The sequence below is a fragment of the Pseudomonas sp. GW821-FHT09C10 genome, assembly GCF_059418085.1.
Genome location: NZ_JBWKPE010000021.1, coordinates 1 through 22,931, shown reverse-complemented (window position 1 = coordinate 22,931; position 22,931 = coordinate 1). Strand labels below are relative to the sequence as shown.

24 protein-coding genes are annotated in these 22,931 nt (G+C 60.5%); 8 read left to right on the top strand and 16 right to left on the bottom strand.

Annotated elements, in window-relative coordinates:
- Positions 1-8 precede the first annotated feature (8 nt).
- Positions 9-1,037, top strand: a complete 1,029-nt coding sequence (locus tag AC07OT_RS29080) for an amino acid ABC transporter substrate-binding protein (protein ID WP_495109703.1) — start codon at positions 9-11, stop codon at positions 1,035-1,037.
- Positions 1,038-1,047: 10 nt separating this feature from the next.
- Here the strand turns inward: AC07OT_RS29080 and AC07OT_RS29075 are convergent, their stop codons facing one another.
- From AC07OT_RS29075 to AC07OT_RS29060, 4 genes are all read right to left on the bottom strand, one after another.
- Positions 1,048-2,049, bottom strand: a complete 1,002-nt coding sequence (locus tag AC07OT_RS29075; RefSeq protein ID WP_065939033.1) for a diguanylate cyclase domain-containing protein — start codon at positions 2,047-2,049, stop codon at positions 1,048-1,050.
- Between the two features lie 136 nt (positions 2,050-2,185).
- The gene (locus tag AC07OT_RS29070) at positions 2,186-4,084 is read right to left on the bottom strand and encodes an alkaline phosphatase D family protein (protein ID WP_495109702.1); all 1,899 of its coding nucleotides are present in this window, start codon (positions 4,082-4,084) and stop codon (positions 2,186-2,188) included.
- A 110-nt stretch (positions 4,085-4,194) separates the two neighbouring features.
- Positions 4,195-4,395 carry a hypothetical protein gene (locus tag AC07OT_RS29065; protein WP_065939035.1) on the bottom strand — a complete coding sequence of 67 codons (201 nt, stop codon included), beginning with the start codon at positions 4,393-4,395 and terminating at the stop codon, positions 4,195-4,197.
- A 127-nt stretch (positions 4,396-4,522) separates the two neighbouring features.
- On the bottom strand, positions 4,523-5,311 hold the full coding sequence (locus tag AC07OT_RS29060) for an MlaA family lipoprotein (protein WP_495109701.1): 789 nt from the start codon (positions 5,309-5,311) through the stop codon (positions 4,523-4,525).
- A gap of 164 nt (positions 5,312-5,475) precedes the next feature.
- Here AC07OT_RS29060 and AC07OT_RS29055 point away from each other — a divergent pair, with 164 nt between their 5' ends.
- Positions 5,476-6,186 (top strand): response regulator, encoded by a 711-nt coding sequence (locus AC07OT_RS29055; protein ID WP_495109700.1) that lies wholly within the window; start codon positions 5,476-5,478, stop codon positions 6,184-6,186.
- Entirely contained in the window at positions 6,183-7,502 is a 1,320-nt protein-coding gene (locus tag AC07OT_RS29050) for an ATP-binding protein (protein WP_495109699.1), read from the top strand. The genes AC07OT_RS29055 and AC07OT_RS29050 overlap by 4 nt, the downstream gene beginning before the upstream one ends.
- A gap of 22 nt (positions 7,503-7,524) precedes the next feature.
- Here the strand turns inward: AC07OT_RS29050 and AC07OT_RS29045 are convergent, their stop codons facing one another.
- From AC07OT_RS29045 to AC07OT_RS29035, 3 genes are all read right to left on the bottom strand, one after another.
- Complete coding sequence (locus tag AC07OT_RS29045) at positions 7,525-9,768, bottom strand: ATP-binding protein (protein ID WP_495109698.1); 2,244 nt, start codon at positions 9,766-9,768, stop codon at positions 7,525-7,527.
- On the bottom strand, positions 9,765-10,379 hold the full coding sequence (locus AC07OT_RS29040) for a biliverdin-producing heme oxygenase (protein WP_495102754.1): 615 nt from the start codon (positions 10,377-10,379) through the stop codon (positions 9,765-9,767). The genes AC07OT_RS29045 and AC07OT_RS29040 overlap by 4 nt, the downstream gene beginning before the upstream one ends.
- 196 nt (positions 10,380-10,575) lie before the next feature.
- Complete coding sequence (locus AC07OT_RS29035) at positions 10,576-10,956, bottom strand: response regulator (protein ID WP_027607604.1); 381 nt, start codon at positions 10,954-10,956, stop codon at positions 10,576-10,578.
- Positions 10,957-11,154: 198 nt separating this feature from the next.
- Between AC07OT_RS29035 and AC07OT_RS29030 the strand changes: the two genes are divergently transcribed.
- Together AC07OT_RS29030 and AC07OT_RS29025 are read left to right on the top strand one after the other, a co-directional pair.
- Positions 11,155-11,697, top strand: a complete 543-nt coding sequence (locus tag AC07OT_RS29030; protein WP_223841625.1) for a demethoxyubiquinone hydroxylase family protein — start codon at positions 11,155-11,157, stop codon at positions 11,695-11,697.
- 42 nt (positions 11,698-11,739) lie between these two features.
- Positions 11,740-12,114: a c-type cytochrome gene (locus AC07OT_RS29025; RefSeq protein WP_027607602.1), complete on the top strand. Its 375-nt coding sequence runs from the start codon at positions 11,740-11,742 to the stop codon at positions 12,112-12,114.
- Here AC07OT_RS29025 and AC07OT_RS29020 read toward each other — a convergent pair whose 3' ends face one another.
- The 5 genes from AC07OT_RS29020 to AC07OT_RS29000 are packed head-to-tail and all read right to left on the bottom strand — an operon-like array spanning position 12,115 to position 16,837.
- The gene (locus AC07OT_RS29020) at positions 12,115-14,136 is read right to left on the bottom strand and encodes an LTA synthase family protein (protein ID WP_495109697.1); all 2,022 of its coding nucleotides are present in this window, start codon (positions 14,134-14,136) and stop codon (positions 12,115-12,117) included. It lies immediately after the preceding gene.
- Positions 14,136-14,735, bottom strand: coding sequence for a hypothetical protein (locus AC07OT_RS29015; RefSeq protein WP_495109696.1), 600 nt, complete (start codon positions 14,733-14,735; stop codon positions 14,136-14,138). The genes AC07OT_RS29020 and AC07OT_RS29015 overlap by 1 nt, the downstream gene beginning before the upstream one ends.
- Complete coding sequence (locus tag AC07OT_RS29010) at positions 14,735-16,003, bottom strand: sialidase family protein (RefSeq protein WP_495109695.1); 1,269 nt, start codon at positions 16,001-16,003, stop codon at positions 14,735-14,737. The genes AC07OT_RS29015 and AC07OT_RS29010 overlap by 1 nt, the downstream gene beginning before the upstream one ends.
- A gap of 22 nt (positions 16,004-16,025) precedes the next feature.
- On the bottom strand, positions 16,026-16,571 hold the full coding sequence (locus AC07OT_RS29005; protein ID WP_495109694.1) for a cytochrome b/b6 domain-containing protein: 546 nt from the start codon (positions 16,569-16,571) through the stop codon (positions 16,026-16,028).
- Positions 16,571-16,837 carry a PepSY domain-containing protein gene (locus AC07OT_RS29000; RefSeq protein ID WP_167656666.1) on the bottom strand — a complete coding sequence of 89 codons (267 nt, stop codon included), beginning with the start codon at positions 16,835-16,837 and terminating at the stop codon, positions 16,571-16,573. Before AC07OT_RS29000 ends, AC07OT_RS29005 begins: the two co-directional genes overlap by 1 nt.
- A gap of 147 nt (positions 16,838-16,984) precedes the next feature.
- Here AC07OT_RS29000 and AC07OT_RS28995 point away from each other — a divergent pair, with 147 nt between their 5' ends.
- From AC07OT_RS28995 to AC07OT_RS28985, 3 genes are all read left to right on the top strand, one after another.
- Positions 16,985-17,647 carry a response regulator gene (locus AC07OT_RS28995; protein WP_495102750.1) on the top strand — a complete coding sequence of 221 codons (663 nt, stop codon included), beginning with the start codon at positions 16,985-16,987 and terminating at the stop codon, positions 17,645-17,647.
- Positions 17,644-18,996, top strand: a complete 1,353-nt coding sequence (locus AC07OT_RS28990) for a sensor histidine kinase (protein ID WP_495102749.1) — start codon at positions 17,644-17,646, stop codon at positions 18,994-18,996. Before AC07OT_RS28995 ends, AC07OT_RS28990 begins: the two co-directional genes overlap by 4 nt.
- A 74-nt stretch (positions 18,997-19,070) precedes the next feature.
- Positions 19,071-19,613, top strand: a complete 543-nt coding sequence (locus tag AC07OT_RS28985; protein ID WP_495109693.1) for a hypothetical protein — start codon at positions 19,071-19,073, stop codon at positions 19,611-19,613.
- A 245-nt stretch (positions 19,614-19,858) separates the two neighbouring features.
- Here AC07OT_RS28985 and AC07OT_RS28980 read toward each other — a convergent pair whose 3' ends face one another.
- The 4 genes from AC07OT_RS28980 to AC07OT_RS28965 all read right to left on the bottom strand — a co-directional run bounded on the left by AC07OT_RS28980 (position 19,859) and on the right by AC07OT_RS28965 (position 22,532).
- Entirely contained in the window at positions 19,859-20,104 is a 246-nt protein-coding gene (locus tag AC07OT_RS28980) for a colicin E3-like toxin immunity protein (RefSeq protein ID WP_371856066.1), read from the bottom strand.
- A gap of 19 nt (positions 20,105-20,123) precedes the next feature.
- Positions 20,124-21,278, bottom strand: a complete 1,155-nt coding sequence (locus AC07OT_RS28975; protein WP_495109692.1) for an S-type pyocin domain-containing protein — start codon at positions 21,276-21,278, stop codon at positions 20,124-20,126.
- A 528-nt stretch (positions 21,279-21,806) separates the two neighbouring features.
- The gene (locus tag AC07OT_RS28970) at positions 21,807-22,178 is read right to left on the bottom strand and encodes a PH domain-containing protein (RefSeq protein ID WP_027607590.1); all 372 of its coding nucleotides are present in this window, start codon (positions 22,176-22,178) and stop codon (positions 21,807-21,809) included.
- A gap of 24 nt (positions 22,179-22,202) precedes the next feature.
- A complete protein-coding gene (locus AC07OT_RS28965) occupies positions 22,203-22,532 on the bottom strand; it encodes a hypothetical protein (RefSeq protein ID WP_495109691.1) in 330 nt (109 codons plus the stop codon).
- Between the last annotated feature and the right edge of the window lie 399 nt (positions 22,533-22,931).

The following is a 22,931-nucleotide window of genomic DNA, read 5'->3' as shown; positions in this document are numbered from 1 at the left end:
AGCCTCGCATGAACCGATTCAACATTACCTTGGCCATGATCAGTGCCGCCGCCATGTTTGGCCTGGCCGGTACCGCGCACGCCGGTTCGACCCTGGACGCGATCCAGAAAAAAGGGTTTATCCAGTGCGGGGTCAGCGACGGGTTGCCAGGTTTTGGCGTGCCTGACAGCCAGGGCAAGATGACCGGCATCGATGTGGACGTGTGCCACGCCGTTGCGGCCGCCGTATTCGGTGACGCATCCAAAGTGAAGTTCACCCAACTGACCGCCAAGGAGCGTTTCACTGCCCTGCAGTCCGGCGAAATCGACGTGATTTCGCGCAACACCACCTGGACCAGCTCCCGCGACTCGGGCATGGGCCTGGTGTTCACGGGGGTGACCTACTATGACGGCATCGGCTTTCTGGTGAACAACAAACTGGGGGTCACCGCCGCCAGACAACTGGACGGCGCAACCGTGTGCATCCAGGCCGGCACCACCACCGAACTCAACGTTTCCGACTATTTTCGTACACATGGCATGAAGTTCACGCCGATAACCTTCGACACCGCCGACGAAAGCGCCAAGGGCCTTGAAGCCGGGCGTTGCGATGTGCTCACCACCGACCAGTCGGGGCTGTATGCCCAACGGATCAAGATGGCCCACCCGGATGAGTTCGTGGTGTTGCCGGAAGTGATTTCCAAAGAGCCGCTGGGGCCGCTGGTGCGCAAGGGCGATGACGAGTGGTTCAGCATCGTCAAGTGGACCCTGTTTGCGATGATCAACGCCGAGGAGATGGGCATCACCTCGCAGAACGTCGAAGAGCAGGCCAAGACCACGAAAAATCCGGATATAGCGCGACTGCTGGGCGCCGACGGCGAGTACGGCAAGGACCTCAAGCTGCGCAAGGATTGGGTGGTGCAGATCGTCAAGCAGGTGGGTAATTACGGTGAAGTGTTCGAGCGCAACATCGGCCAAGGCAGTGTGTTGAAGATCAAGCGCGGGCTCAATGCCCTGTGGAGCAACGGCGGCATCCAGTACGCGCCACCGGTGCGCTGACAGGCTCGGCTTACGCCGACACGCCATCTTTCCCCGCCGCCTTGGCGCGATACAACGCCTGATCGGCACGCGCCATCAGGGCGGCGGGGGATTCATCCATATGGCGCTCGGCCACACCCAGGCTCAGGGTCACGGGCAGGTCGCCGCGCATCGGCCGCTTGCGCATCGTCTGGCAGATGGTCTCGGCTAACTGCGTGGCGGTTTCCAGCGAGCTCTTGGGCAGGACCACCATGAACTCGTCGCCCCCCCAGCGGGCCAGCAGATCGCCTTGGCGCAGGCAGCTTTCCAGGCATTCCACGACCTGCACCAGGGTCTGGTCGCCGACGCCGTGCCCGTGCCGGTCGTTGATGGGCTTGAAGTCATCGATATCCATCGCGATCAATGCCAGCGGCAGGCGAAAACGCTGGGCGCGGTCGCATTCTTCCAGCAGGACTTTTTCCAGGCGATAGCGGTTGGCAACAAGGGTCAGGGCATCCCGTTCGGCCAGGGAGCGGTTTTCGTCCAGCTGTAATTGCAACTGCTGGTTGACCCGTGACAACTCGCGCGTGCGCTCGGCCACCAGTGCCTCAAGGGATTGGTTGCGCCGCTCCAGCTGTTCGACGGAGCACTTGCGTATATGAATATCGCGATGGGCGCCGACCATCCGCGCCACCGAGCCATCGGGGTTACGGGCAATCACGTAGCCCCGGTCTTCGATCCACAGGTAGCTGCCATCTTTTTTGCGGCAACGGTATTCGATTTGATAATGGGGGGCGCGACGGTGGATGTAGTCATCGAACAGCGTCATCACGTGGGGGTAGTCTTCCGGGTGGATGACGGTCTCCCAGGTGAACACGCTGTTTTCCAGGGAGTGGCGGGGGTAGCCCAGCATTTCGTACCAACCCGGGTTGCGGTAGACGAACCCGGTATTGGCGTTCCAGTCCCAGATCCCGTCGCTGACCAGCTCCAGCACGGTATGCAGCATGTCAGCATTGAGGTGGGAGAAATTACCGTTGTCGGAGGTATCGTCCATCTGTGCGCTCCTTGCATGGGCTGGCGTCCAAGGCCAGTCATATTGATGCCGATACTCCGTGGCTGGAGCTACTGTACAACGGAGCTTGTGCGCTTTGAATAGGGCGGATGGACGGCTACAGGAGGGTGGCCATGGGCTATTGCTTCGGCGCGATCATCCTCGTACGCGCCTTCCCGTCGGCGTTGTGCTGGTAGATCGTGTCAGGCTGCCCCCGCTCGTTGAAGAACACTTGGCCGATGCCTGCCGAATTCCATAACCGTTCACCGGCCTCGGCATGCTCCGGGATATGCGGCACCACCTGCATGGTGCGGCGGCGAGTGAACCAGTTGAGGGGCGAGCGCGGCGAGTACAGCCAGCGGTTGAGGCGGTCGAACCATTCCAGCAAGCGCGGCGGGAATTCGTTCTTGATGCCGCTGCTGGTGATCTGCCAGATCCTGGGGCCGGCGTTGCGATGGCGGATCAGCACTTCATAGACGAACGAATAGTGCACATCCCCCGAGAGGATCACGTAGTTACCCGGTGTGCGCGAGTGGCGAAAGATATTGAGGATCACCTGGGCCGCACCGCGATGGGCCATCCAGTTTTCTGCGTCCACCAGCAACGGGTGACCGCACCAACTGAAGATTTTCTGCACGGTCTCGATCAGCTTGACGCCGAAGATCGGCGCGGGGGAGACGATGATGGCCGAAGGATGGTCGAGCAGTTCCTGTTGCAGTTCGCTCAAGGCTTCCCAGTCCAGCAGGCCGGAGGGTTGCTTGAGGGTGAATTCGCTGCGCCAGCGCCGGGTGCGGGTGTCGAGCACCACCAGGGCCGGGGTGGTGGGCAGTACGTAGTGCCACTGCTGGAACTTCAGCAGCGCCGCGAGCAAAGCATCCTGTGCCTGGGCATTCAAGTGATTGTTCTGCGCCTGAATGGCCAGTGCCTGGGTGTGGCCCACCAGCTCATCAAAGGCGTCCGGGTTATTGCCCCAGCCCTGGCACAGCAGGTATGCCAGCAGGGCGTTACCGATGATGCGTCTGGAGAACGGATGGCCGTAGGCGGTTTCTTCCCATTGCGCGCTGAGGTTCCAGTCGTCGGTGATGTCGTGATCGTCAAAGATCATCAAGGTGGGCAGATGGGCGAATACCCGCGCCACGCCCGGCAAGCCATCGCGAAATTTATCCACCTGCACCTGTTCGCGGGCATAGCGCGCAGTTTCATCGGCGTTCAGTTGCGGTGGCTGTACGGCGATCAGGGACCAAGGGGTGGGCGACCACACCAGCAGGTACATCGCCATGACTTCGGCGAACGTCACCAGGTGATTGTCGGCGGTGCTGCTGGTGAAAATCGGCTTTTTCACGCCGCCAAAAAAACGTTCGCGCAAGGTCTCGTTGCTGTCCAGCGCGGGTAGCAGGTCCGCGCGGTGGTAGTAGCTGGCGCGATGCCCGTAGAGGCTGGCGCTGTCTTCTACCACGGCGCCTTCCAGGTACTCGTCGAACAGGCCCAGGCGCGCAATCAGCCCATGGATCGCCCGCAACATCGGCCCGGCCACATCGTCGGCGTACACCTGGTCGCCGCTCATCATCAGCAAGGCTGGGCGGTCGGCCGGGGTCGGCGCATCGGCCAGCAGCCGATCGACACAGAGCAGGCCTTCGTCGGCGCTGTGGTGAGGTTTGCGGCAGGAGCCGTGTACCAGTTGATGGATGTGGCTGTGCAGTACGAAACTTGGGCAGTGTGTGTCGGTGTACAGCAGGTGCGGTGCCCACTCGGTAATGCCGGTGTCTTCAATCAGCAGGTCATAGCCGATCCCCACGTCCAAGGGCAGGGCGTCGTCCAACGGTACATCGATCAAATGAATAACGGCGTGGCGGCCTACGGGTACGGTTTTGCATTGGCCCTGATCCAGCGGGATATCGCGGGGCTGCCCGTCGATGTACAGCTTCAGGGTCAGTGCCAGCGCCCGGCTGCCCACCAGCCACAGCACCAGCCGTCGGGGCTCCAGGCGCCGCAGTAACGGGCCTGCCAGAACGTCGGGCAAAGTATCTGGTTGAGACATGTAGGCAGAGGCTCCAGGCGCTATAGAGCCGGCGAGGTTATCGCAGTGAATGTCAGCATTTTGTTAATACGGCGCAAAGGGCAGCCCGAATGGCTGCCCTTTGTGATGTGTCAAAGCAGTTTTCCTCCAATGCTAACCAGTGTGCCCTGATTCTTGTGCGTGTCTTTCGCTGCGATGCCGCCCAATTCGATGGTGGAGGATCTCTCCTGAATGGGTTCGATGCTGCGATTCTGGCGCCGGTGCGCCTCAGACTCTTGCCGCACATTCAGTGCGCGATTCATATTCAGTGTGTGAAAGATGGAGTCAATCATGGGGAAATCCTTCTGTCGGTTGGACACCTCACCGTGAGCAGTGAAGCGCAGTCAAGCCTACAGAAGGGTAAGAGGGGGGACCTATAAACGCCTCGCTGCAAATGATGACGACGGCGTGTTATTCCCCTCAGAAATCATCAGCGCTGCTTTTGGTGCATTCGTCAACTTTGGGGGAAGTCGCGCCGCGCTTGCCTTCCAGCACAAAGGCCGCGCGGTTTTGCGCGACCACGTTACGTAATGCACTGTAGTAGTCCGGCAATTTTTGCAGGCTGTCGGTGAGCGGCAACAGCGATGCCCGCGTGTCCACGGTGCCACCTACCAGGCTGAGGGTGCCCAGGGTCTGTACGGTGTCACTGTCTCCCAACGGCGAGACCAGGAAACTCAAGACCTTGCCCGCCGCATCGCGGCTGTTGCTGGTACCCAGCAGTGGCAGTTCGACAATCGGCCCGTTACCGATGCCCCATACGCCGAATGTCTGGCCGAAGTCGGCGCTATGGCGCGGGATGCCCACGCGGTCTGATACATCGATCAGTCCCACCACCCCTACTGTGGTATTCAGCGCAAAACGCCCAAGGGTATTGACCGAGCGCCTTGGGTTGCCTTGCAACAGGTCATTGATAAACACCTTCGGCTCGCCGAAGTTGCTCGCGAAGTTATGCACACCCTGCTGGAAAAAATCCGGCAGGTAGCGGTAGCCACGTGCTACCGGCGCCAGGGCGTAGTTATCCACCGTCCGGTTGAAGGCAAACACCCCGCGATTGAGCGGTTCGGCCGGGTCATACACCGGGTAATTCACCTGTGCGCACTGGGTGGTGGTGCCCGAGGGGGCCGGGCTGGCGCAGCCCGTGAGGTAAGACACGGTCAACAACAGCACGACCTGACGAGCCAGGTGCCGGGGATAGGTCAGCGAGCGCATAAGCACGGTCTCCGCAAAAGGGAGACCGATGCTGGCAGCCGTCCCTTGCGCAAAGATGTCTGGTTTATTGCGGCGCTGACGCTTTATTGCACGATTGAAATATATGACGGGCTGCGTCGAATGGTTTTAGATGGCGCATCGACAACACCCAGTGATGCCCGCCTGTGAGCAACCTTTTGATCGTGGACGATGACCTTGAAGTCCTCGCGCTGCTGAAGAAATTCTTTATGCAACATGGCTATGCGGTCGAGACCGTCGCCGGTGGCACCGAGCTGTGGGCCGCCATGGAGCGTCATCCCGCCGACCTGATCATTCTTGACCTGATGCTGCCGGGGGAGAACGGCTTGTTGCTGTGCCAGCGCCTGCGCCAGCAGTACGCAACACCGGTGATCATGCTCACCGCCATGGGCGAACTCAGTGACCGCGTGGTAGGCCTGGAAATGGGCGCCGACGATTACCTGAGCAAACCCTTCGACGCCCGTGAACTGCTGGCGCGGGTGCGTGCGGTATTGCGTCGGGCAGGCGAGGGGCGGCCGGTGTTGGGCGAGTCTGCCCGTCCCTTGATTTGCTTTGCGGGCTGGCAACTGGACGTTACGCGCCGTGAACTGCGCTCCCCCGACGAGGTGATGATCCCGCTGTCATCCGGCGAATTCGACCTGCTGCTGGTCTTCGTCGAACACCCCCAGCGCGTGCTGACCCGCGAACAACTGCTCAACCTGGCGCGGGGCCATAGCCATGACGCGTTCGACCGCAGCATCGACGTGCAGGTCAGCCGCCTGCGGCGCAAGCTGGAGTTCGATACCAAGCGCCCGGCCATGATCCGCACGGTGCGCAATGGCGGTTACCAATTCACGGCCAGCGTGAGCCGTTCATGAGCCGCCGCCCGCGTGACACCGTAGCGCGCTGGATCGCCCTGACCATCCTGGTTGCGATGTTTACCGCGCTGGCGCTTAACGCCCTGTTCGTACAATTGGCGGGCGTGTGGGCACGACCACCGTTGACCGAAATCGGCTTGCTGGAAAAGATCGCCGTGGTGGTGCGCGCGGTCGAGGCGTCGCAGTCTGCCCAGCGAGCACACCTGGCTCAGGTGATGGGCGATGAGTCCTTCAGCGTGACGTGGGTAGCGCAGCGCGCGGCCTTTGATTTGCCCGTGCTGAACGACCCGGACTTTGATTCGGGGGAGCAAGCGTTCAAGCACCTGCTTCAGGGACCGACCCGGCCCATGGAAGCCTACGAACCGTCCGACTGGCCAGGTGGCAACGGGCAGTATGTGCTTCTGATGCAACTGGCCGATCAATCCTGGCTGATGTTCAGCGCACGTGCGCGCAGCTGGGGTTTGGACGAGGGTGCACGCAGTGTGATCGTGGTGTTGCTGGTGCTGATCTCCACCGCGCTGGTCACCCTGGTCGCGACCCGTCGCCTGGCTCGCCCCCTGCAACACTTCGCCCAGGGTGCGCGGCGCTTTGGCGCCGACTTCCGCGCGCCGCCCATCGAACCGGTCGGGCCCCACGAAATCCGCCAGGCAATCCTCGCGTTCAACGGCATGCAGGCGCAGTTGCGGCACTTTATCCAGGACCGCACGCAAATGCTCGCGGCCATCTCCCACGACCTGCGTGCGCCCCTGACCCGCCTGCGCCTGCGCGGTGAATTCATCGAAGATGCCGACCAGCAACGCCGGCTGTTCAATGATGTCGATGAAATGCAGGCCATGATCAACACGGCCCTGGCGTTCTTCCGCGACGACGCACGCCTGGAGCAGGCCACCCAGCTGGACCTGGCGGAACTGCTGCAAACCCTGATCGACGACTACCGCGACCAGGCGATTGAACTGGCTTTCAGCGGACCGCCGCGCCTGGTGTACTTTGGCCGGCCCCTGGGCCTCAAGCGGGTGATGACCAACCTGATGGACAATGCCATTCACTACGGTCGGGCGCCGGAAATCGAACTGCAACAAGGGCCGGCTGAAGTGGTGATCCGCGTGCTGGATCGCGGCCCGGGGATCGCGGCGCAGTATCGCGAACAGGTGTTCCTGCCGTTCTACCGCCTCGAAAATTCACGCAATAAAAGCACCGGCGGCGTCGGACTTGGGCTGTCTACCGCCCGTGCGATTGTGCTGGAGCACGGCGGCACACTCACCCTGTCGGAGCGCCAGGGTGGTGGGTTGGAGGCGGTGGTGGTGTTGCCGGTGTAACCGGCGCTGGTCACAGGGGCGGTCAGGTATGGGAGTCCTCAATCACCTTCGGCACCGTAAACCGGAACTCACTGCCACGGCCCACTTCACTTTCAGCCATGATCTTGCCGCCATGGGCCTGGACAATCCCCTGGGTGATATACAGCCCCAGGCCGGTGCCGGTGGGATTGTTTTCCGACTGGGTCCAGTAGCGATCAAACACGTGGGGCAGTTGCTCAGGCGCAATACCTTCGCCTGAGTCACGCACCGAAAACACGATCTCTGCACCATTGGTCATCGCACTGATGCCGATATTGCCCTGGCGCGGAGTGAACTTGATGGCATTGCCGATCAGGTTCGACAGCACCTGGAACAGCCGCTCCGGGTCGCCGTTGATCTGCAGGCCAGGCTCGGCGTTGAACGACAGGTCGATGCCTTTTTCCATCGCCAACGGCGCGAGCAGGGAATAGGCCTCTTCGAACATTTGGCTGACGTCCAGGGCCACGGGTTTGACCACGTAGCGCCCGGCCTCGATTTTCGAGGTATCGAGCAAGTCTTCCAGCAAGATGTTCATGCGTCCGGCGGCCTGTTGCATGGTGTCGATGGCCGAGGAAATGCGTCGCGAGGTGTGCGGGCCGTCGGAGCTGAAGGCCTTTTGCATCATGCCGCAGAGCATGGAGATCACCGTCATCGGGTTGCGCAGGTCGTGGGACACCACCGCCACCAGGTCATCGCGGGCGCGCACGGCCTGTTGTTCGCGCAGCACCTGGCGGGCCAGGTCGTTTTCCAAGGCAGAGCGGCGCAGGTCGTTGGCGGCGAACAGGTCGCCATGGCTCCACTTGGTGGAAATACCGGCCATCTCCACCTTCCAGATTTCAAACGAGGTACGTGGGCGAAGGCGCAGGCCGGCATCGGAGTTTTCCAGGTCGAGCGGCTTTTTCGGGTCACCACTCCAGTTGATGTTTTCTTTCACTTCCGGGCGGAACCACAGCACGCCGTTATCCACAGGCTTTGGCAGGCTCATGGCCAGGACACCGCTGGCCACCTGTTGGAACTCGGCGCCTGGCGGGTAGATCGACACCAGGTTATGGCTGGAGAACACCGGCTCGCCGCTGTCCTGCAGCCACTTGTGCAAGGCCCGGATCTGCGCCGGTTCCGGGCAGTTGCCGTAGCGGTGCAATTGCTTGTCTTCGATGATCGCCACGCCGCCGGACAAGGTCAGGTCCATCAGCACCTGGCCGCGCTGGGCCAGGCCGTCGAACACGTTTTCTTCGGAGGCCTTCATGGCTTTATCCAGCAACGCCAGGGCCTCGACTTTTTCTTCCCGCTGACGGCTCAGGTCCAGGGCTTCCATGGCGCTGATCTGCAATGACAGCACCTGGCCGATGGTCTGGCAGGTGATGCGCAAATCATTGGGTACCAGCAGCGGCTCGCGATTGCCGCAACTGATCAGGCCCCAGAGCTTGTCGCCCTTCATCAGCGAAATGCTCATGGACGACAGCACGCCCATGTTTTGCATGTACTGGCAGTGAATCGGCGACACGCTGCGCAGGGTGGCAAAGCTCAAATCCAGCGGTTCGCCGGTATCCGGGCGCAGCTTGGGCAGCAATGGCACCGGCTCGTAGGCCGCATTTGGGATGATGCGCAACCAGTTGGTGCGATACAGCTCGCGGGCCTGTTCCGGTATATCGGACGCGGGGAAGAACAGCCCGTTGAACAGCTCCATGGACGGTGCCGACGCTTCCGCGATCACCTGGCCATGGCCTTCTTCTTCGAAGCGGTAGATCAACACCCGGTCGTAACCGGTCATGGCCTGGATTTCAGTCACGCTGATTTCGTACAGCGCTTGCAGGGTTTTCGCTGATTGCAAACGTTGCAGCATCTTGCCCAAGTCACTGCTGCGGCCTTTCAGGGCCCGTGGCCGGAAGTCCTTGAGCCGCGGTTCGAATTCCAGCACCAGCACGTCCTGATGGCGGTGCAACAGGCCTTCGAACTCGGCGCCGTTGAGGGTGACGTGCAAAGGCGGCGCATCAAAGAAGCTGTTGTGTTCGGCCATGGCCTGCACGGCCTGGGCATGCTCGGCACCGATCAGCGTGTGCAGTGGCTGGCCCAGCAACGACTCGGGGGCGCGGTTGAACAGGCTGGCGACGTTAGTGCTGACTTGAATGATGTTCAGGTCGGGCTCCGACAACGTCAGCAGCACACCGTGGGGTTGGATCGCCCCTGGAAAGCGGATGGGCTCGTCGGCACAGTTGGCAAGCAGTTCTTCAAAATCTTCGGGTTTCATAGCAGTACCTCCTGGCTGTCGAGCCATTGCTCAAAGCAGCTGAATGTCGAACGGGCCGCGTGCACCGCGCACTGTTTGGCTGGCGCGTCCAGCGGCAGGCGGCCCAGGTAGTCGAGAAAATCTTTCCAGCGCCGACCGGTTTCGGCACCGTATACATCGAGGAATGCCCCTCCGTTATCGGCGTCCAGCGCCAGGCGTCGAGCCATTTCCCGACGCAGTACCTGGCCGCCCAGGGTCGCGCCTTCAAGCACATACAAGGCGCCGAGGCAGGCGGCGGGGGTGTCGAAAGCGGGCAATTGCCCACAATGCGGCAAGGCGTTGATCGCGCAGGCGTCCAGGCCAAGGGCGTGAAGATCGCTGATCAGCGTCGGCGTTTTCATACGCAACGCCGGGTCGAAGCCTTCAGGGATAAACTCACAGCCGTACAGCGCTGCTTCAATCGGCCGGTAAAACCCGTAATACGCCTGGATCAGGCGCCGATACCAGTCGGCATCCAGCTCCTCGGAAAAAAACGGCAGGCGTTCTTCCAAGGCTACGTGCAATAGGCCGGTGCCTGCGCGCAACGCGTCCAGCAATGAGGGCGCACCATCATCATGGGCCTGTGAATGCATGCAATGAGCTCGAACTGTGGGCCTTCCGGCCATGAATGACGCGTTGTAAAAGGCGACAATTCTACACAACAGGTGAGCATCAGCTGAACGCACAAGACGAAAAGGCTGACCAGCGGATCAGAAAAGTCGCTCCCTGCTGATGCAAGTGACCACAAGGCAGGCTGTGAAGTTCGGCAAAAGTGATATCGCGAAGCTATCAATGCATGGATGAGCCCTGCTGAGTCAGCGCCGTTTGCACACACTCAAGCAAATGTTCGGTGCTCCACGGCTTGGGCAGAAACCGCACGGAGCCGCCCAATTGCTGTGCAAGTTTGGCATTGCCGGAGGTGAGCAGTACCGGCACCGACGGCCAGCGATGAGCCACTACCCGGCTCAAGTCATAGCCGTTGAGCAACCCCGGCATCTGCACATCGCTGACAATCAAGTCCACCGGATCATCGCCGCGCTCCAGGTAAATCATTCCTTCATCGGCTGAAGGAAAAGACGTCACAACCGCGCCGAAATCCTCCAGTACATCCACCATCAACGACCGAATGATCTCGTCGTCTTCCAATACCAAAATCGATGGCTGAGCCATGATCCTTACTCCACCATCAGGGTTCAGTAAGGTGGAGTGGAACAGGGTCGGATAGGTTCGATTGGATGCGTATGGGGCGATGGGTGGTCAGTTTTGAGGGTCTAGGTTGCGCATTTGCGCGGAGGTACGGCAGGATACCGGCGTTCTGCAATCAGGATCGGCCCGAATCCCGTGGGCCCTCGCACAAGGTCGTCAACCGTGAACGCTTCCGCAGCCCCCTTGATCGACCCTGACCTGGGCAATCGCATGATCAAAGTCGACCACGCCGGCGAGCATGGGGCGATCTGTATCTACAGCGGCCAGCTGTTTATGGCGCGATTGTTTGTACCCGGCATGGTGGGTGAGCTCGAGGAATTCCTGTCCCACGAACGTCGCCATCGCGCGGTGTTCCAGGCCGAGTTGCAACGACGGGGTTACCGACGCTGCCGCAGCTACTGGCTGTGCGGCCTTGGCGGACTGGTGCTGGGTCTGCTCACCGGGGTGTGCGGGCGCAAGGCTATTGTTGCCACCACCGTCGCGGTGGAAAGCGTGGTGCTCAAGCACCTGGCCCATCAGCTTCATGCGTTACGCGAAATCGACCCACTGGCCGTGGCGGCCATTGCTTCCATCGTTGAAGAAGAGCAACACCACCATGACCACTCGGCTGCGCAGATCGATGTGCAGGATCCCTGGTTCCGTGCGCTGACGCCGGTGGTTACGGCGTGGACCGAAGCGGTGATCTGGATGGGCATGCGCTCCTGACAAACCGGCATAATCGCCGCCAACACCGATGTGGAGTCACCCATGAAGTACGTCCTGCTGACCCTTGCGCTGATTCTTAATACCGGCGCCGCCAATGCCGCCGGCGATGCCGAGGCCGGCGGCAAACTCTTCACCAAGACCTGCGGCGGCTGCCACAGCGTCGGCGAAGGCGCACGCGGTGGCTTTGGCCCGGAGCTCAACGGCATCATCGGCCGACCTGCCGGCACCACCACCGACTATCAATATTCGGACGCGATGAAAAACTCCGGTGTGGTCTGGACCCGCGACAAGCTCGCGGCCTACATCGAAGCGCCCAAAAAGGTGGTGAGTGGTACGCGCATGATTTTCTGGGGCATCAGCGACCCGGAAAAAATCGACAATATCCTGGCGTACCTCGAGACGTTCCAACCCAAGTAATCACTCACGCACATTCCTGAACAGCATCAACCGCGCACTCTCGTGCAGCCCACGGGTCAGTGCCTGCAATCGCTGGAACTCCTCGGGGTGCTGCGCGGCCACATCGTCACGCGGGGTGAGTGATGCCAGGTCATGCAAGGTGGGTGAGCTGCCGTCGTGCTGCATCTGCAGCAAAAAGTGCCGGGTCACGCCGCCGATGATCGGGAAGGTGCCTTCGCGCAATACCAGCGGCACCACGCGCTCGCCCTCGGGCGCCGGTTGCTGGATGTCCCGGCCCATCGCACCGTTGCGGAACGGTACGCCTGCCATGCCGGCCACGGTGGGCAGCAGGTCGGCCAGCCCCACCGCTTCTTCGATCACCCGCGGCGCAAGGCCGGGTGCGTGGATCAGCAGCGGCACGTTGTTACTTTCCAGGCCCAGCTGTTCGAAGGCCGGCGCCATGTGCGGGATCTGGCTGATGCGGGTGTTGTGGTCACCGAAGAACACAAAGATGCTGTTGTCGTAGTAGCCACCGGCCTTGGCGATGTCCATCAGCCGGCCGATGTTGTAGTCCAGCAGACGCACGGCGTTGTACTGCTCGACACTGCGGGACCCCGCAGCCTGGGCCTGTTCCAGCGTCACGTGGCTGAGCTGGAAGCCATCGTTGTGTTTGGGGATGGTGAAGGGGCGATGGTTGCCGGAGGTTTGCAGGTAGGCAAAGAACGGTTGGTCCTTGGGAAGCGTGCTCAGCAGATCGTCAGCTTCCTTGAACAGGTCCAGGTCGGAAATTCCCCACACGTCTACCCGTGGCGACTGCCAGTCGCTCTCCTCGAACAGTTGCACATCGTCGATGCTCTGGCGGATCAGAGCATTGATATTCGCCCAGCCGGCGTTGCCGCCGATCATGTAGAACTTCTGGTAGCCCTCGAATGCATTGATCAATGTGTGTTGCCGGGTGATCAGCGGGTTGCGCGTGGCGGTCTCCTGGCGGGTGACGTCGGGCACGCCGGTGATGCTGGCCCACACGGTTTTGGCCGTGCCGGTGACAGGCACATAGAAGTGTTTGAAGAACCAGCTTTGCGTCGCCAGTTTGTCCAGGTTCGGCGTGGGGTTGAGCGGGTTGCCATAGGCGCCTACGGCGCTGGTGCCGAGGGATTCGAGCATCACGAAAATTACGTTGGGTGGGCGCTCGCCGGCCAGTCGATAGGGCTGCACGCCTTGTTCGCGGATGAAGTCCAGGGACTGGGCATCGGGTTGGGTCACGCCCAGGTATTGGGCGACTTGCGGGTAATACTGGCGGACCTGGGCCTCATCGAACTGCGATTGGCCGACCTTGAGCGTGTCATAGAAAAACAGCACCGGGTTCAGGCCCACGGCGGCCAGTTGGCTGTTGCCGGCAAAGAAGGCATCGCTCCAGCGCAGGGGCACCGGGTTTTCCAGGTTGAGATGGGCGACACGGCCGAGCAGGGCCAGCAGCACCGCGACGACGCCCATCACACTCACCACCGCCAGTGCCGGTTTGCCGATAAGGGCGGGCGCTCGATCCAGGGTCAACCGCTCCAGGCAGACCAATGCCCAGACCCAAAGCGTCACTGCCGCGAGCCAGCAGGCGGTTATCCACAGTACCGGGTAGGTTTCCCACACCATCTGCTGGGAAATCTGCGCATCCTGCAGGTAGCGCAGCACCGTCGCATTGATACGCACGCCGAGGTAGGCGTAGTGGCCGAAGTCGATGATGTACACCAGCCCCACCGCCGCCAGTGCGATGACCAGATAAGCGCGCGCCAGCCAGCGCAGGGCCGGCAGGGTGGTGAGGTTCCAGCGCGGCAACCACGCCAGCGCGGCCAGCGGCAGCAGGAGCAACACCGCCAGGCGCAGGTCGAAACGCAGGCCGATTCCCAGGGTTTCCAGCAGCGCCGGGGTGTTCAAGGGCAGGTCGGAAAAAACCAGCACAAACACCAGCCGCAACGCAGCCAGCAACACAAACACCAACCCGATCGCGCCCAGGCCGTAGCGCAGGCGGCGTGATTGCAACGCACTCATCATTGACCCCGGTGCCATTTCAAAAGAGGGCGCCAGGCGGCGCTGATCAGCAGCCCCGCGCCGGCGATCAGGCAGTAACCGGTCAGCAACGGATCGACCAGATAGTCCCAATAGTTTTCCGACGCCTTGAGCCGTAACGCAAAAGCCAACGTGCCCATCGCCAACATCCACACCGCCAGCGTATTACGCAGCCACAGCATCAACAGTGCGGCCGCCGCCACCAGCACGATCATCGGTCGCGGGTTGAAGCCCCAGCGGTACGGGTCGAAGTAGGTCAGGCCCAAGGTGGCCGGGTACAGCACCAGGCTCAGCAGGCCAAACAGCAGCAACGTCTGCACTTGATGCCGATGAGCGAGTGGTTGCACTAAGCCCAGGCGGCTGAGCACGACCCACGCCAACAACACCAATGTGCTGATTGCCAAATCGTCGGTAAAGCTGCGCACATACGCCGCCAGCGGCAGCGCGTTGACTGGGATAAAACTGACCGCCACCAGCACCGGCAGCAGCCATGGCCGCCAGGGCGCGGTAAACCTGAGCGCGCTCAACAGCACAAACCCCAGCAGCACAAAACTCAAATGGGCCTGCCACACAGAAACCATCACAGACGCTCCGCCAGCCAGGCTTCGTTGAAGCTGACATGTTTGATAAAGGTGTTATTCCACGAGTACACCACGTGGTACATGCCGTCCGGGCTGCGGCTGAAGTACGGGTACTCGTATTCGAAATCGCAGCCCCGGGGTTTGCACACGCGGTAGTCGAGGTTGCTGAGAAAGCGCTGTTCCAGCGGCAGGCGTTTGGCGCCGCTGGAGGCGCGGAAGCCTTCGCCGATGATTGCTTTATAGGCCTCGGGGGAGAACGGTTGGCCGAGCGGGTCGGGTGACTCATCCAGTTGCACCACAGTGCGCCATTGGCTGAGCTGGGCGTCGGTGCCGTAGAGGCTGAGCTTGAAGCGGCCGTCCTGCAGGTCGTTGAGGGCCACGAGCAGCCCGTCATCCTCGGTACCCACCGCCGCCAACGATGAATTGGGATTTGCCGGTTCCAGGGGGTATGGCTCGCTCCAGGTTTGCCCCGCATCTTCGGTGCGGCTGGCCAGGACGCGGTGGTGGGTGTCGCCGGCGTAGCGCAACATCGCTACGGCACGCTTGCCATCCAGCGGCACGATGGTCGGTTGCAGGGAATTCTTGCCGCGGCTGATGCGGAATTTGTCGATCACCGCGCCGTCGGCACTCAAGTACAGGTACTCGGCAAACTTGCCCATGAACTCGTGGTACACCGGCAGGCCGATGGAGCCGTCGGCGTGGAACACCGGCGCGGCGCGTACCAGGGTACTGATGTTGAAAAACGGTGAGGTCACCAACTGCCGGGGCGCGGACCAACTGGCGCCGAGGTCATCCGAGACCATCAGGTTGATCGCACTGGTGGCCCAGCCGCCGACCGACACCGACACATAAAACATCCACAGGCGTTTATCCGGCCCGAGGGCGATGACCGGGTTGCCGAGTTTGCGGATATAGCGCTGGGTGCCGTCGCGGGTGCTTTCCCGCGTGGCCAGCACCTGCTCGGTGCCCCATTCGCCGCTGCGCGCATCGAAGCGTGCGGTGCGCACCTGCACATCGGCGGCGCCTTCCCGCGAACCGGCAAACCACACGGCCATCAAGTCGCCGCCGGGCAGGGCGGTGACGGAGGAAGAGTGCACAAAGTCCGTGAGCTGCGAGGACACAAAACGGCTGGTGTATTGCGGCGCCGCCGCCACCTTCGAGGTGTTTGGCGTCACTTGGGCAAAGGGGGCCAGCACATGGGGCGGATGGCTTAGCCACGCGGCGACGAAGACGGCGAGCAGGCTGCAGATCAGTAAGGCGGAGCGCATAGAGGACCTGTCGAGAAAAGGATTACTGCGCACGTTCATCCGGCAGGCGCTTCCTGCGACCGGTGAGCATGGATAACGGCAGGTTGTCCCGCACCTGGATACTTTCAAACACCGCGGCCAGCACATGGATGCACACCAGGCCCAGCAGCACATTGGCGGCGGTCTCATGGATTTGCAGGGGCCAATCGGCGCCCCACAGGGCATCCACTTCCTGCATCAAAAAGCCGCTGACACCGATGGTCAGCAACGCCAGCAACATCGACAGCATCACCAGCGCACCGAGGGGCGAATGGCCCAGGCGATGCTGCGGGCGGCGGTTGAGCAGCGAGCGCAGATGGGTGTTCAAGCGTTTCGGGGTCGGCCAGAAGTCCGCCCAGCGTGCACTGCGCGGCCCGATGAATCCCCACACCGTTCGTACCAGCAGCCAGGCCATGGCGTAGTAGCCCAGCCAGACATGCCAGTCGTCGCCCGCTTCGTTAAAGAAGTAATTGGCGACGAAGACCCCGGCGATCGACAGATGAAACAGCCTCACCAGTGGGTCCCACAGGCGCAGGGATTCGCCTGGCATCAGCCTTTGATCTCAGTCTTCACGGCCTTGCCGGTGACCGGGTCGTGGTAGATCTCGACCTTGCGCTTGTCCTTGTCGAAGCCGTAGATCTCGTAGCAGTTGCCATCGGTGACCTTGAACTTGCTGATCTCGTAGCCTTCGGCCTTGAGCTTGTCCTGGAAGGTTTTTTCGTCTTGCCATTGCGAGCGTTCGGCGGTGGTGCATTGCGGACCGGCAACGGCCAGGGGGCTGGCGATAATCAGGGACAGCAGGAGAATTTTGCGCATGGAAAAGCTCTCAGCAGATGTGGGAGATTTAACAGTGCAAAACCAACCTTAGGGCAACCTTAGTTGGCAACGCGCCGTAACATCTTTGCTGGAATAGCCCCGCCCAGAACCCGGCATGATGCCGCCGATTCCTACAGAGACTTTGCTATGCGCCTACTCCTTGTCGAAGATGATCGCGCCCTTGGCCAAGGGATTCGCGTGGCATTGGGCGTTGAAGGCTACACCCTGGATTGGTTGCAGGATGGCGTTGCGGCCCTGCATGCCCTGCGCACGGAAAGCTTCGACCTGTTGCTGCTCGACCTCGGCCTGCCGCGCCTCGATGGCCTGGACCTGTTGCAGCAACTGCGCGCCGAGCAGCACGACCTGCCGGTACTGATCCTCACCGCCCGCGACGGCACCGCCGAGCGCATTGCCGGCCTGGATGCCGGTGCCGATGATTACCTGGTCAAGCCCTTCGCTGTGGAAGAACTCAAGGCCCGCGTGCGTGCCCTGCTGCGCCGCAGCCAGGGGCGCGCGCAACCGATGCTGGAACATGCCGGCGTCAGCCTCGACCCGGCCACCCAACAGGTGCGGTACCTGGACGCGGACATCATCGTGACGCCGATGGAGTACCAACTGCTGCACCAACTGATGGTGCGCCCCGGCAAAGTGGTGACCCGCGAGCGCCTGTCCCGCGCGTTGTATGGCTGGCAGGACCGGGTCGAGAGCAACACCTTGGAAGTGTTGATCCATAACCTGCGTAAAAAGTTATCCACCGAGCTGATCCGCACCGTGCGCGGCGTTGGCTATGTACTGGCGCTCAAACCATGACCTCCGTGCGTGCTCGTATCCTCATCCCTGTCCTGGTGCTGATCCTGTTGGGCGACGCGCTGATCAGCTGGCTGGTGCTGCGCGATAGCCACCACGAAATCGAAGAAGTCTACGACGCCCAACTCGCCCAAAGCGCGCGCCTGTTGCAAGGCGTGCTGCGCCAACGCGACCCCGGCGAGGCTGATTGGGACCGGCTGTACCAGGCCTTCGATCAGGCCATGAGCCGTGTCGGCGAAGGCGGCGTCGCTCACCCTTATGAAACCCGGTTGACCTTCCAGGTGTGGCGCAGCGACGGCCAATTGCTCGTACGCTCCACCGAAGCGCCGGTGTTGGCCGCACCGCCGGCTACCCTCGGCTCCCACGACATCATGGACAACGGCAACGACTGGTGCGCCTTTCTCCTCGCCGATCCGCAACAGGGCCTGCTGATCTGGGTGGGCGAGCGCGACGATATTCGCCAGGACGTGATCCAGCGCATCATGCGCCACACCCTCTGGCCTACATTGATCGGCGTGCCGTTGCTCACGGTGTTGATCTGGCTGGTGATCGGCTGGGGCCTCAAACCCCTGCGCGCCATGGCCCGCAAGATTCGCGGGCGAACCGCCGAGACCCTGCAACCGCTGCACCTCAAGCCGCTGCCCAGCGACCTGGAGCCGATGCAAACCGCGCTCAACCGGCTGTTGGTCCAGGTGGATGATCTATTGGAACGCGAACGCCGTTTTATCGCCGACGCCGCCCACGAACTGCGCACCCCCCTGGCGATCCTGCGCATCCACGCGCAGAACGCCCAAAGCGCCGGTACCGAGGCCCAGCGGCGCGAAGCGTTGGACTTCCTGGTCAACGGCGTCGACCGCGCCACCCGCATTGGCAGCCAACTGTTGACCATGGCGCGCATCGAACCACAGTTGAACAACCCCAAGCGCAGCCGTGTACAACTCACCGAACTGGTGCGCGAAGAACTCGCCGAACTGACACCGCTGGCCATGGAGAAAGGCGTGGAGTTGGTGCTGGAAGGGGATGAAGACTGTTGGATCGAAACCGAACCGGTGGCGCTGGCCATCGCCCTGCAAAACCTGGTGACCAACGCCCTCAACTTCTCCCCGCCGGGCAGCGAAGTCAAAGTGGTCATTGGCGCCCATTGCCTGAGCGTGGAGGACCAGGGCCCGGGCATTGATGAGGCGGAAATGGGGCGTTTGTTCGAGCGGTTCTACAGCCGTGGCAATGCCAATGGCGCTGGGCTGGGGCTGGCGATTGTGGAGATGATCGTGGGCAAGATCGGCAGCCGGTTGGCGTTGCATAACCGGGAGCAGGGCGGGCTGTGTGCGCGGTTGGTGTTTAACGAGACCTGAGGCGATCATGGCGGAACATTCTGTTTAATCACAGGTCCAGTCATCATCGTTCACCCTGATAAGGACATCCTCCCGTGAAGCGAATCGCGCTGCTGTCCCTGGTCCTGGCGCTATGTGCCTGTCAATCCAACCAGCGAGACTCATCGCCCAGCCTGCTCAAGGATGGCATCCAGCTGCGTCAGAAAACCGTGGCCGTCGATGCGGACCACGCCAAAGTCATCATGAAAGCCTATGGCGGCACCGCTCCCGTCGAGTTCTCGATACGCCGCGAAGGCGACCCCGATGAACGCATGGAAACCCTGGGCACGGTGATGGATGCAGGTGAAGGCCGCGTCTTCAACTGGATTGCAAAACTCAACCAGACGGTGGCCAGCGCTGGGTTCAAGCGCTTCCCGCAGTTGGAGATCCAGGCAGATCCTGGCAAGAAGCTGACCGTTGCCAGTTCGTCCACCGACTCACGCCCTGGCATCTACGCCATTTGCGGGCCTCTGTTAAGTCGCTTCCAGCCTGAAAAGGGCAAGGTGTATCTGGTGGAGTTCCAGTTCAAACCCTCGGCGTGTGCGCAGCAGGTGTTTGATATTACGGATCCGGGGAAACGGGTTCTGATTGGGGAGTGAGGCGAAAGAGGGTTAGGTGGACGGCCGAACAAATGCGGATGCTGCGCCTGGAAGGACGTGAAGGTTTGATACTTCCAGCGCTATCCGCCAGGGTCTTCATCGGTCGTGCTGACTTCGCCGGAGTACCAATGCTCTGATCGAAAACGTTTCCTTTTTCGTCCTCGTGGAGGATGAAGTGAAAGCCAACTCGTGGAGGCCTGCCTGAACGACAGTCTGCGCATGAAGACGAATTCTCTAAGTCTGTGTTATTCGTTTGCACCTTCGTAATCAAACGCGATGAAGTAGTCGCTTTCTGAAAGAGCAATTTCATGAGAGAAGTGTGTCTGTATCAGTGATAGCCATTCCCGCCGCAGTTCAAACATACCGTTATTGACGTCCTCGTCTATCGACAGTCCAAGTTTAGAAATCACGGAGTAGTCGTTTCCTAGGTCCGCTGAGTCCTCCGTTCCGCGTAGCCACTCTGTGGTTCTGTCGAACCATTCCAATCTCATTTTTAGTCCCATGTGTCCCTCATAGATATTTTTTGATGTTTCGTTTTTTCTTCGGCTCTTTTAGCTGCTCGCCGGTTATGTGACTGAACGCACCTAAATGGCTCCCATCACTTGCGAGATAAACTTCCAACTCTCCATGTTGGGAGTCCCATTCATAGATCTTCCTGCCTTTTTCCTCAATCCAACGCTCTCTCAGCCCGGCACCGCCCTGTCTGGGAGTCATGGGTTTTGCTTTTATCAGGTTTCCAAAGCCAGTTATTTGTTCAGTATTTGGAGCCTTGTGGTACTTGTGATCCCCAGCCTTGACACTAATCACCACATACAGCGGTCGAACCCCCGACTCCACCGGGAACACCAGAATAAAATCCCGATACTCCGGCGGATAAATCGGGTTTACCAGAATCTGCGCCGCTTTCTCCGTCGGTGGGTAAATCCAGATCACCGGTGCTTGCGGCGCAGCCTCCAGGGTCGGAATACCCAGCGTGTCACTTGGATCAACGGCGGGTGTCCAGATCAGCTCGACACCCTCACCCAAATCCGCCACAAACTGATCGCCACGGCTTTGGAACTGCACCACATCAATCATTTGCCAATCAGGATTATTGCCGGTGTAAAACCCATACCCCTTGAGCGTGCCGTCCTCGCGTTGCTCGATATGCAAGCGCATCTGCGAACGCGCCCTTTGCATCGAACGCAATTGTGCCTCGCTGTAGAGCGCGCTATCTCCCAACTCTGATGGCCAGGCCAACGCCACCAAACCCGTCAACAGGCCACCGGCGACGGACCCGACTGCAGTGGCTGCCGACTCAAAAAACGCCGAACGCAACGCCAACTGTCCTAGACCCGCCGGTAGTGCACTGCCACCGATCTTGCGCAAGGCAACTGCGCGCCGACCGTCTACCTCACGCCCACCTAGCAGGCTTAAATTGCCGTACTCTTTGATCAGCTCCAACGAGACATAACCGGCGGGGTTGAAGTAATGGGTGATGCCGTCAGGCAATTGGCAGGGCTTGATGAAGACGCAGCCGGGAGGTTTGGCTGGCGTGGTTACCGGGGCATGGGGTGGCTCGAAAAAATCAACAAACGGCGAATACGGCGCATGCGACGACTGTGGGGTCAGGATTCGCTGTTTGAGTAACTCTTCTTCGGTGGGGGGATAAAAGCGTTCTGACATGGATGGCTCACTTCCTTGTGCGAGGGAGTGAGGCTACGAGGGGGGATCAGAAGCTGATGTCGGCTTAATTCGTTGGCTAGTGTCGGAAAAGTAGACTGATGTTTGAGTCAGTCGCGCTGCTTCGATTATTTCGATTTTCGTTTGTTTCGTTCAGTGACTCAAATGTGGGAATTGTCGGTGAAGGCCGGGTTTTCAACTGGCATGACACTCACTGTATCCATGTCGGCGAGAAATCAGGCAACAGGTAGTGGTGGAGAGTGTGGCCAGGTAAGGCGCGCGGCGATTTGCTCGCCGCGCGGTTCAACGTTACATCGGCGCGAAATCGAACGACCACAGGCCGCTGGCACGGTTTACTGTCACGTTCACTTCAGTGGCGGTGAAGCGTCAGCTGTTGACTGGGGGCTCCATTTATTTGATGAGTTTGCGTGTAGTCAGCGTCGGCTTACTTTTAGGTGATCGGGCTCGGTTCAACAGCTCGGATGACGATCAATAGGCGTCATCGGTGATGCTCTGAAGCATGCCTGCTGATCAGCTCAGCAAGTGCTTGGAGATCAAGCGCGAGATTTCAACAATCGAGGTTTTGCCGGTGAATTCAAATTTCACTTTTCCCAGCGACGAAAAGTAAATCTCCAGTTCCGAATCCAGGTCAAACGTCCCGGACGTTTCCACCGAGTACGCGACGATGTTCTTGTACGGCAGCGAGGTGAAGTCCTTCTTGCTGCCTGTTATGCCTTGTACGTTCACTGCGATGATGCGTTTGGTGGTGAATACCACGCCGTCGCGCATAGCTTTGTAGGCGTCGATGACTTCTTCTCCGTCCAGCAGCAGGGCCGCGACGCGTTCGGCGTATTCGTTGTTTTGCTTGAGTTTGAAGAAGCCTTTGTTGTTGAAGTCGATCATGTGAAGGTCCTTGTGGTGAGTCCGTTATTGAATGGCTTTAAGGTAGTCCTTCAGTGTCGCGAGCAGTGGCTTGAGTTCCTCCAGCGTGGAGGCTTGCTGTACGTCGGTAGACAACCGCTGCAGCTCACGTCCCAATACCGTATCGGCCCCACCCAAAGCGGCCAGCGCCTGCACCACACATTCGTCTATCTTCAGCAGAACGCTCGGCAGATCCCCCTGTCGCACCAGCAACCCGAACACCTCCCGCTCATACCTATCCATCACCAGGTCGTCCCTCAACACCGGGCTGCCACCGTCCTCCTCATGCACGAGCTTGAGTGCAAAGAGCGCAACAGCTTCCAGCGTCAATTCCATGGTCTCGGTTCCTCTGGGGGTGGGGGAGGGCGATGATCCCTGTTCTGGGCGTGAAAACAAAGACCCCCTGCGTACCGGGCACTCCTGCGGTATTAAAGAGTCGCCTGACTTCACGGGAACACCGCCGTGATCCTTGGCAGCCGAATCCCCTGTTGGCCAAGTTCACCTTCTATCTATATAGACGCAACGACGCCCTTCTTTTAAAGGAGGGCGTCATTGCGTTGCGGCGGGGGGTTCTTTGTTAGGGAAAAGATTTTCCAGAAGAGGGGTTGACCAGGTAATTCAATACTGTATTATTCGCCTCCCGCTGACGAGAGATCGCAAGCGCAAGTGGTTGAAGTTGTTGAAGAAATCTTCGAAAGCTTCTGAAAATAATCACTTGACAGCAAATGAGGCTGC

Excerpts from the sequence above, each read along its gene's own strand:
- AC07OT_RS29045 (WP_495109698.1), bottom strand. The coding sequence starts at position 9,768 with ATGAAACCCGAAGATTTTGAAGAACTGCTTGCCAACTGTGCCGACGAG.
- AC07OT_RS29040 (WP_495102754.1), bottom strand. The coding sequence starts at position 10,379 with ATGCATTCACAGGCCCATGATGATGGTGCGCCCTCATTGCTGGACGCG.
- AC07OT_RS29020 (WP_495109697.1), bottom strand. The coding sequence starts at position 14,136 with ATGAGTGCGTTGCAATCACGCCGCCTGCGCTACGGCCTGGGCGCGATC.
- AC07OT_RS29075 (WP_065939033.1), bottom strand. The coding sequence starts at position 2,049 with ATGGACGATACCTCCGACAACGGTAATTTCTCCCACCTCAATGCTGAC.
- AC07OT_RS28975 (WP_495109692.1), bottom strand. The coding sequence starts at position 21,278 with ATGTCAGAACGCTTTTATCCCCCCACCGAAGAAGAGTTACTCAAACAG.
- AC07OT_RS28980 (WP_371856066.1), bottom strand. The coding sequence starts at position 20,104 with ATGAGATTGGAATGGTTCGACAGAACCACAGAGTGGCTACGCGGAACG.
- AC07OT_RS29080 (WP_495109703.1), top strand. The coding sequence starts at position 9 with ATGAACCGATTCAACATTACCTTGGCCATGATCAGTGCCGCCGCCATG.
- AC07OT_RS29035 (WP_027607604.1), bottom strand. The coding sequence starts at position 10,956 with ATGGCTCAGCCATCGATTTTGGTATTGGAAGACGACGAGATCATTCGG.
- AC07OT_RS28990 (WP_495102749.1), top strand. The coding sequence starts at position 17,644 with ATGACCTCCGTGCGTGCTCGTATCCTCATCCCTGTCCTGGTGCTGATC.
- AC07OT_RS28965 (WP_495109691.1), bottom strand. The coding sequence starts at position 22,532 with ATGGAATTGACGCTGGAAGCTGTTGCGCTCTTTGCACTCAAGCTCGTG.
- AC07OT_RS29000 (WP_167656666.1), bottom strand. The coding sequence starts at position 16,837 with ATGCGCAAAATTCTCCTGCTGTCCCTGATTATCGCCAGCCCCCTGGCC.
- AC07OT_RS29025 (WP_027607602.1), top strand. The coding sequence starts at position 11,740 with ATGAAGTACGTCCTGCTGACCCTTGCGCTGATTCTTAATACCGGCGCC.
- AC07OT_RS29010 (WP_495109695.1), bottom strand. The coding sequence starts at position 16,003 with ATGCGCTCCGCCTTACTGATCTGCAGCCTGCTCGCCGTCTTCGTCGCC.
- AC07OT_RS29015 (WP_495109696.1), bottom strand. The coding sequence starts at position 14,735 with ATGGTTTCTGTGTGGCAGGCCCATTTGAGTTTTGTGCTGCTGGGGTTT.
- AC07OT_RS29065 (WP_065939035.1), bottom strand. The coding sequence starts at position 4,395 with ATGATTGACTCCATCTTTCACACACTGAATATGAATCGCGCACTGAAT.
- AC07OT_RS29050 (WP_495109699.1), top strand. The coding sequence starts at position 6,183 with ATGAGCCGCCGCCCGCGTGACACCGTAGCGCGCTGGATCGCCCTGACC.
- AC07OT_RS29060 (WP_495109701.1), bottom strand. The coding sequence starts at position 5,311 with ATGCGCTCGCTGACCTATCCCCGGCACCTGGCTCGTCAGGTCGTGCTG.
- AC07OT_RS29005 (WP_495109694.1), bottom strand. The coding sequence starts at position 16,571 with ATGCCAGGCGAATCCCTGCGCCTGTGGGACCCACTGGTGAGGCTGTTT.
- AC07OT_RS28995 (WP_495102750.1), top strand. The coding sequence starts at position 16,985 with ATGCGCCTACTCCTTGTCGAAGATGATCGCGCCCTTGGCCAAGGGATT.
- AC07OT_RS28970 (WP_027607590.1), bottom strand. The coding sequence starts at position 22,178 with ATGATCGACTTCAACAACAAAGGCTTCTTCAAACTCAAGCAAAACAAC.
- AC07OT_RS29070 (WP_495109702.1), bottom strand. The coding sequence starts at position 4,084 with ATGTCTCAACCAGATACTTTGCCCGACGTTCTGGCAGGCCCGTTACTG.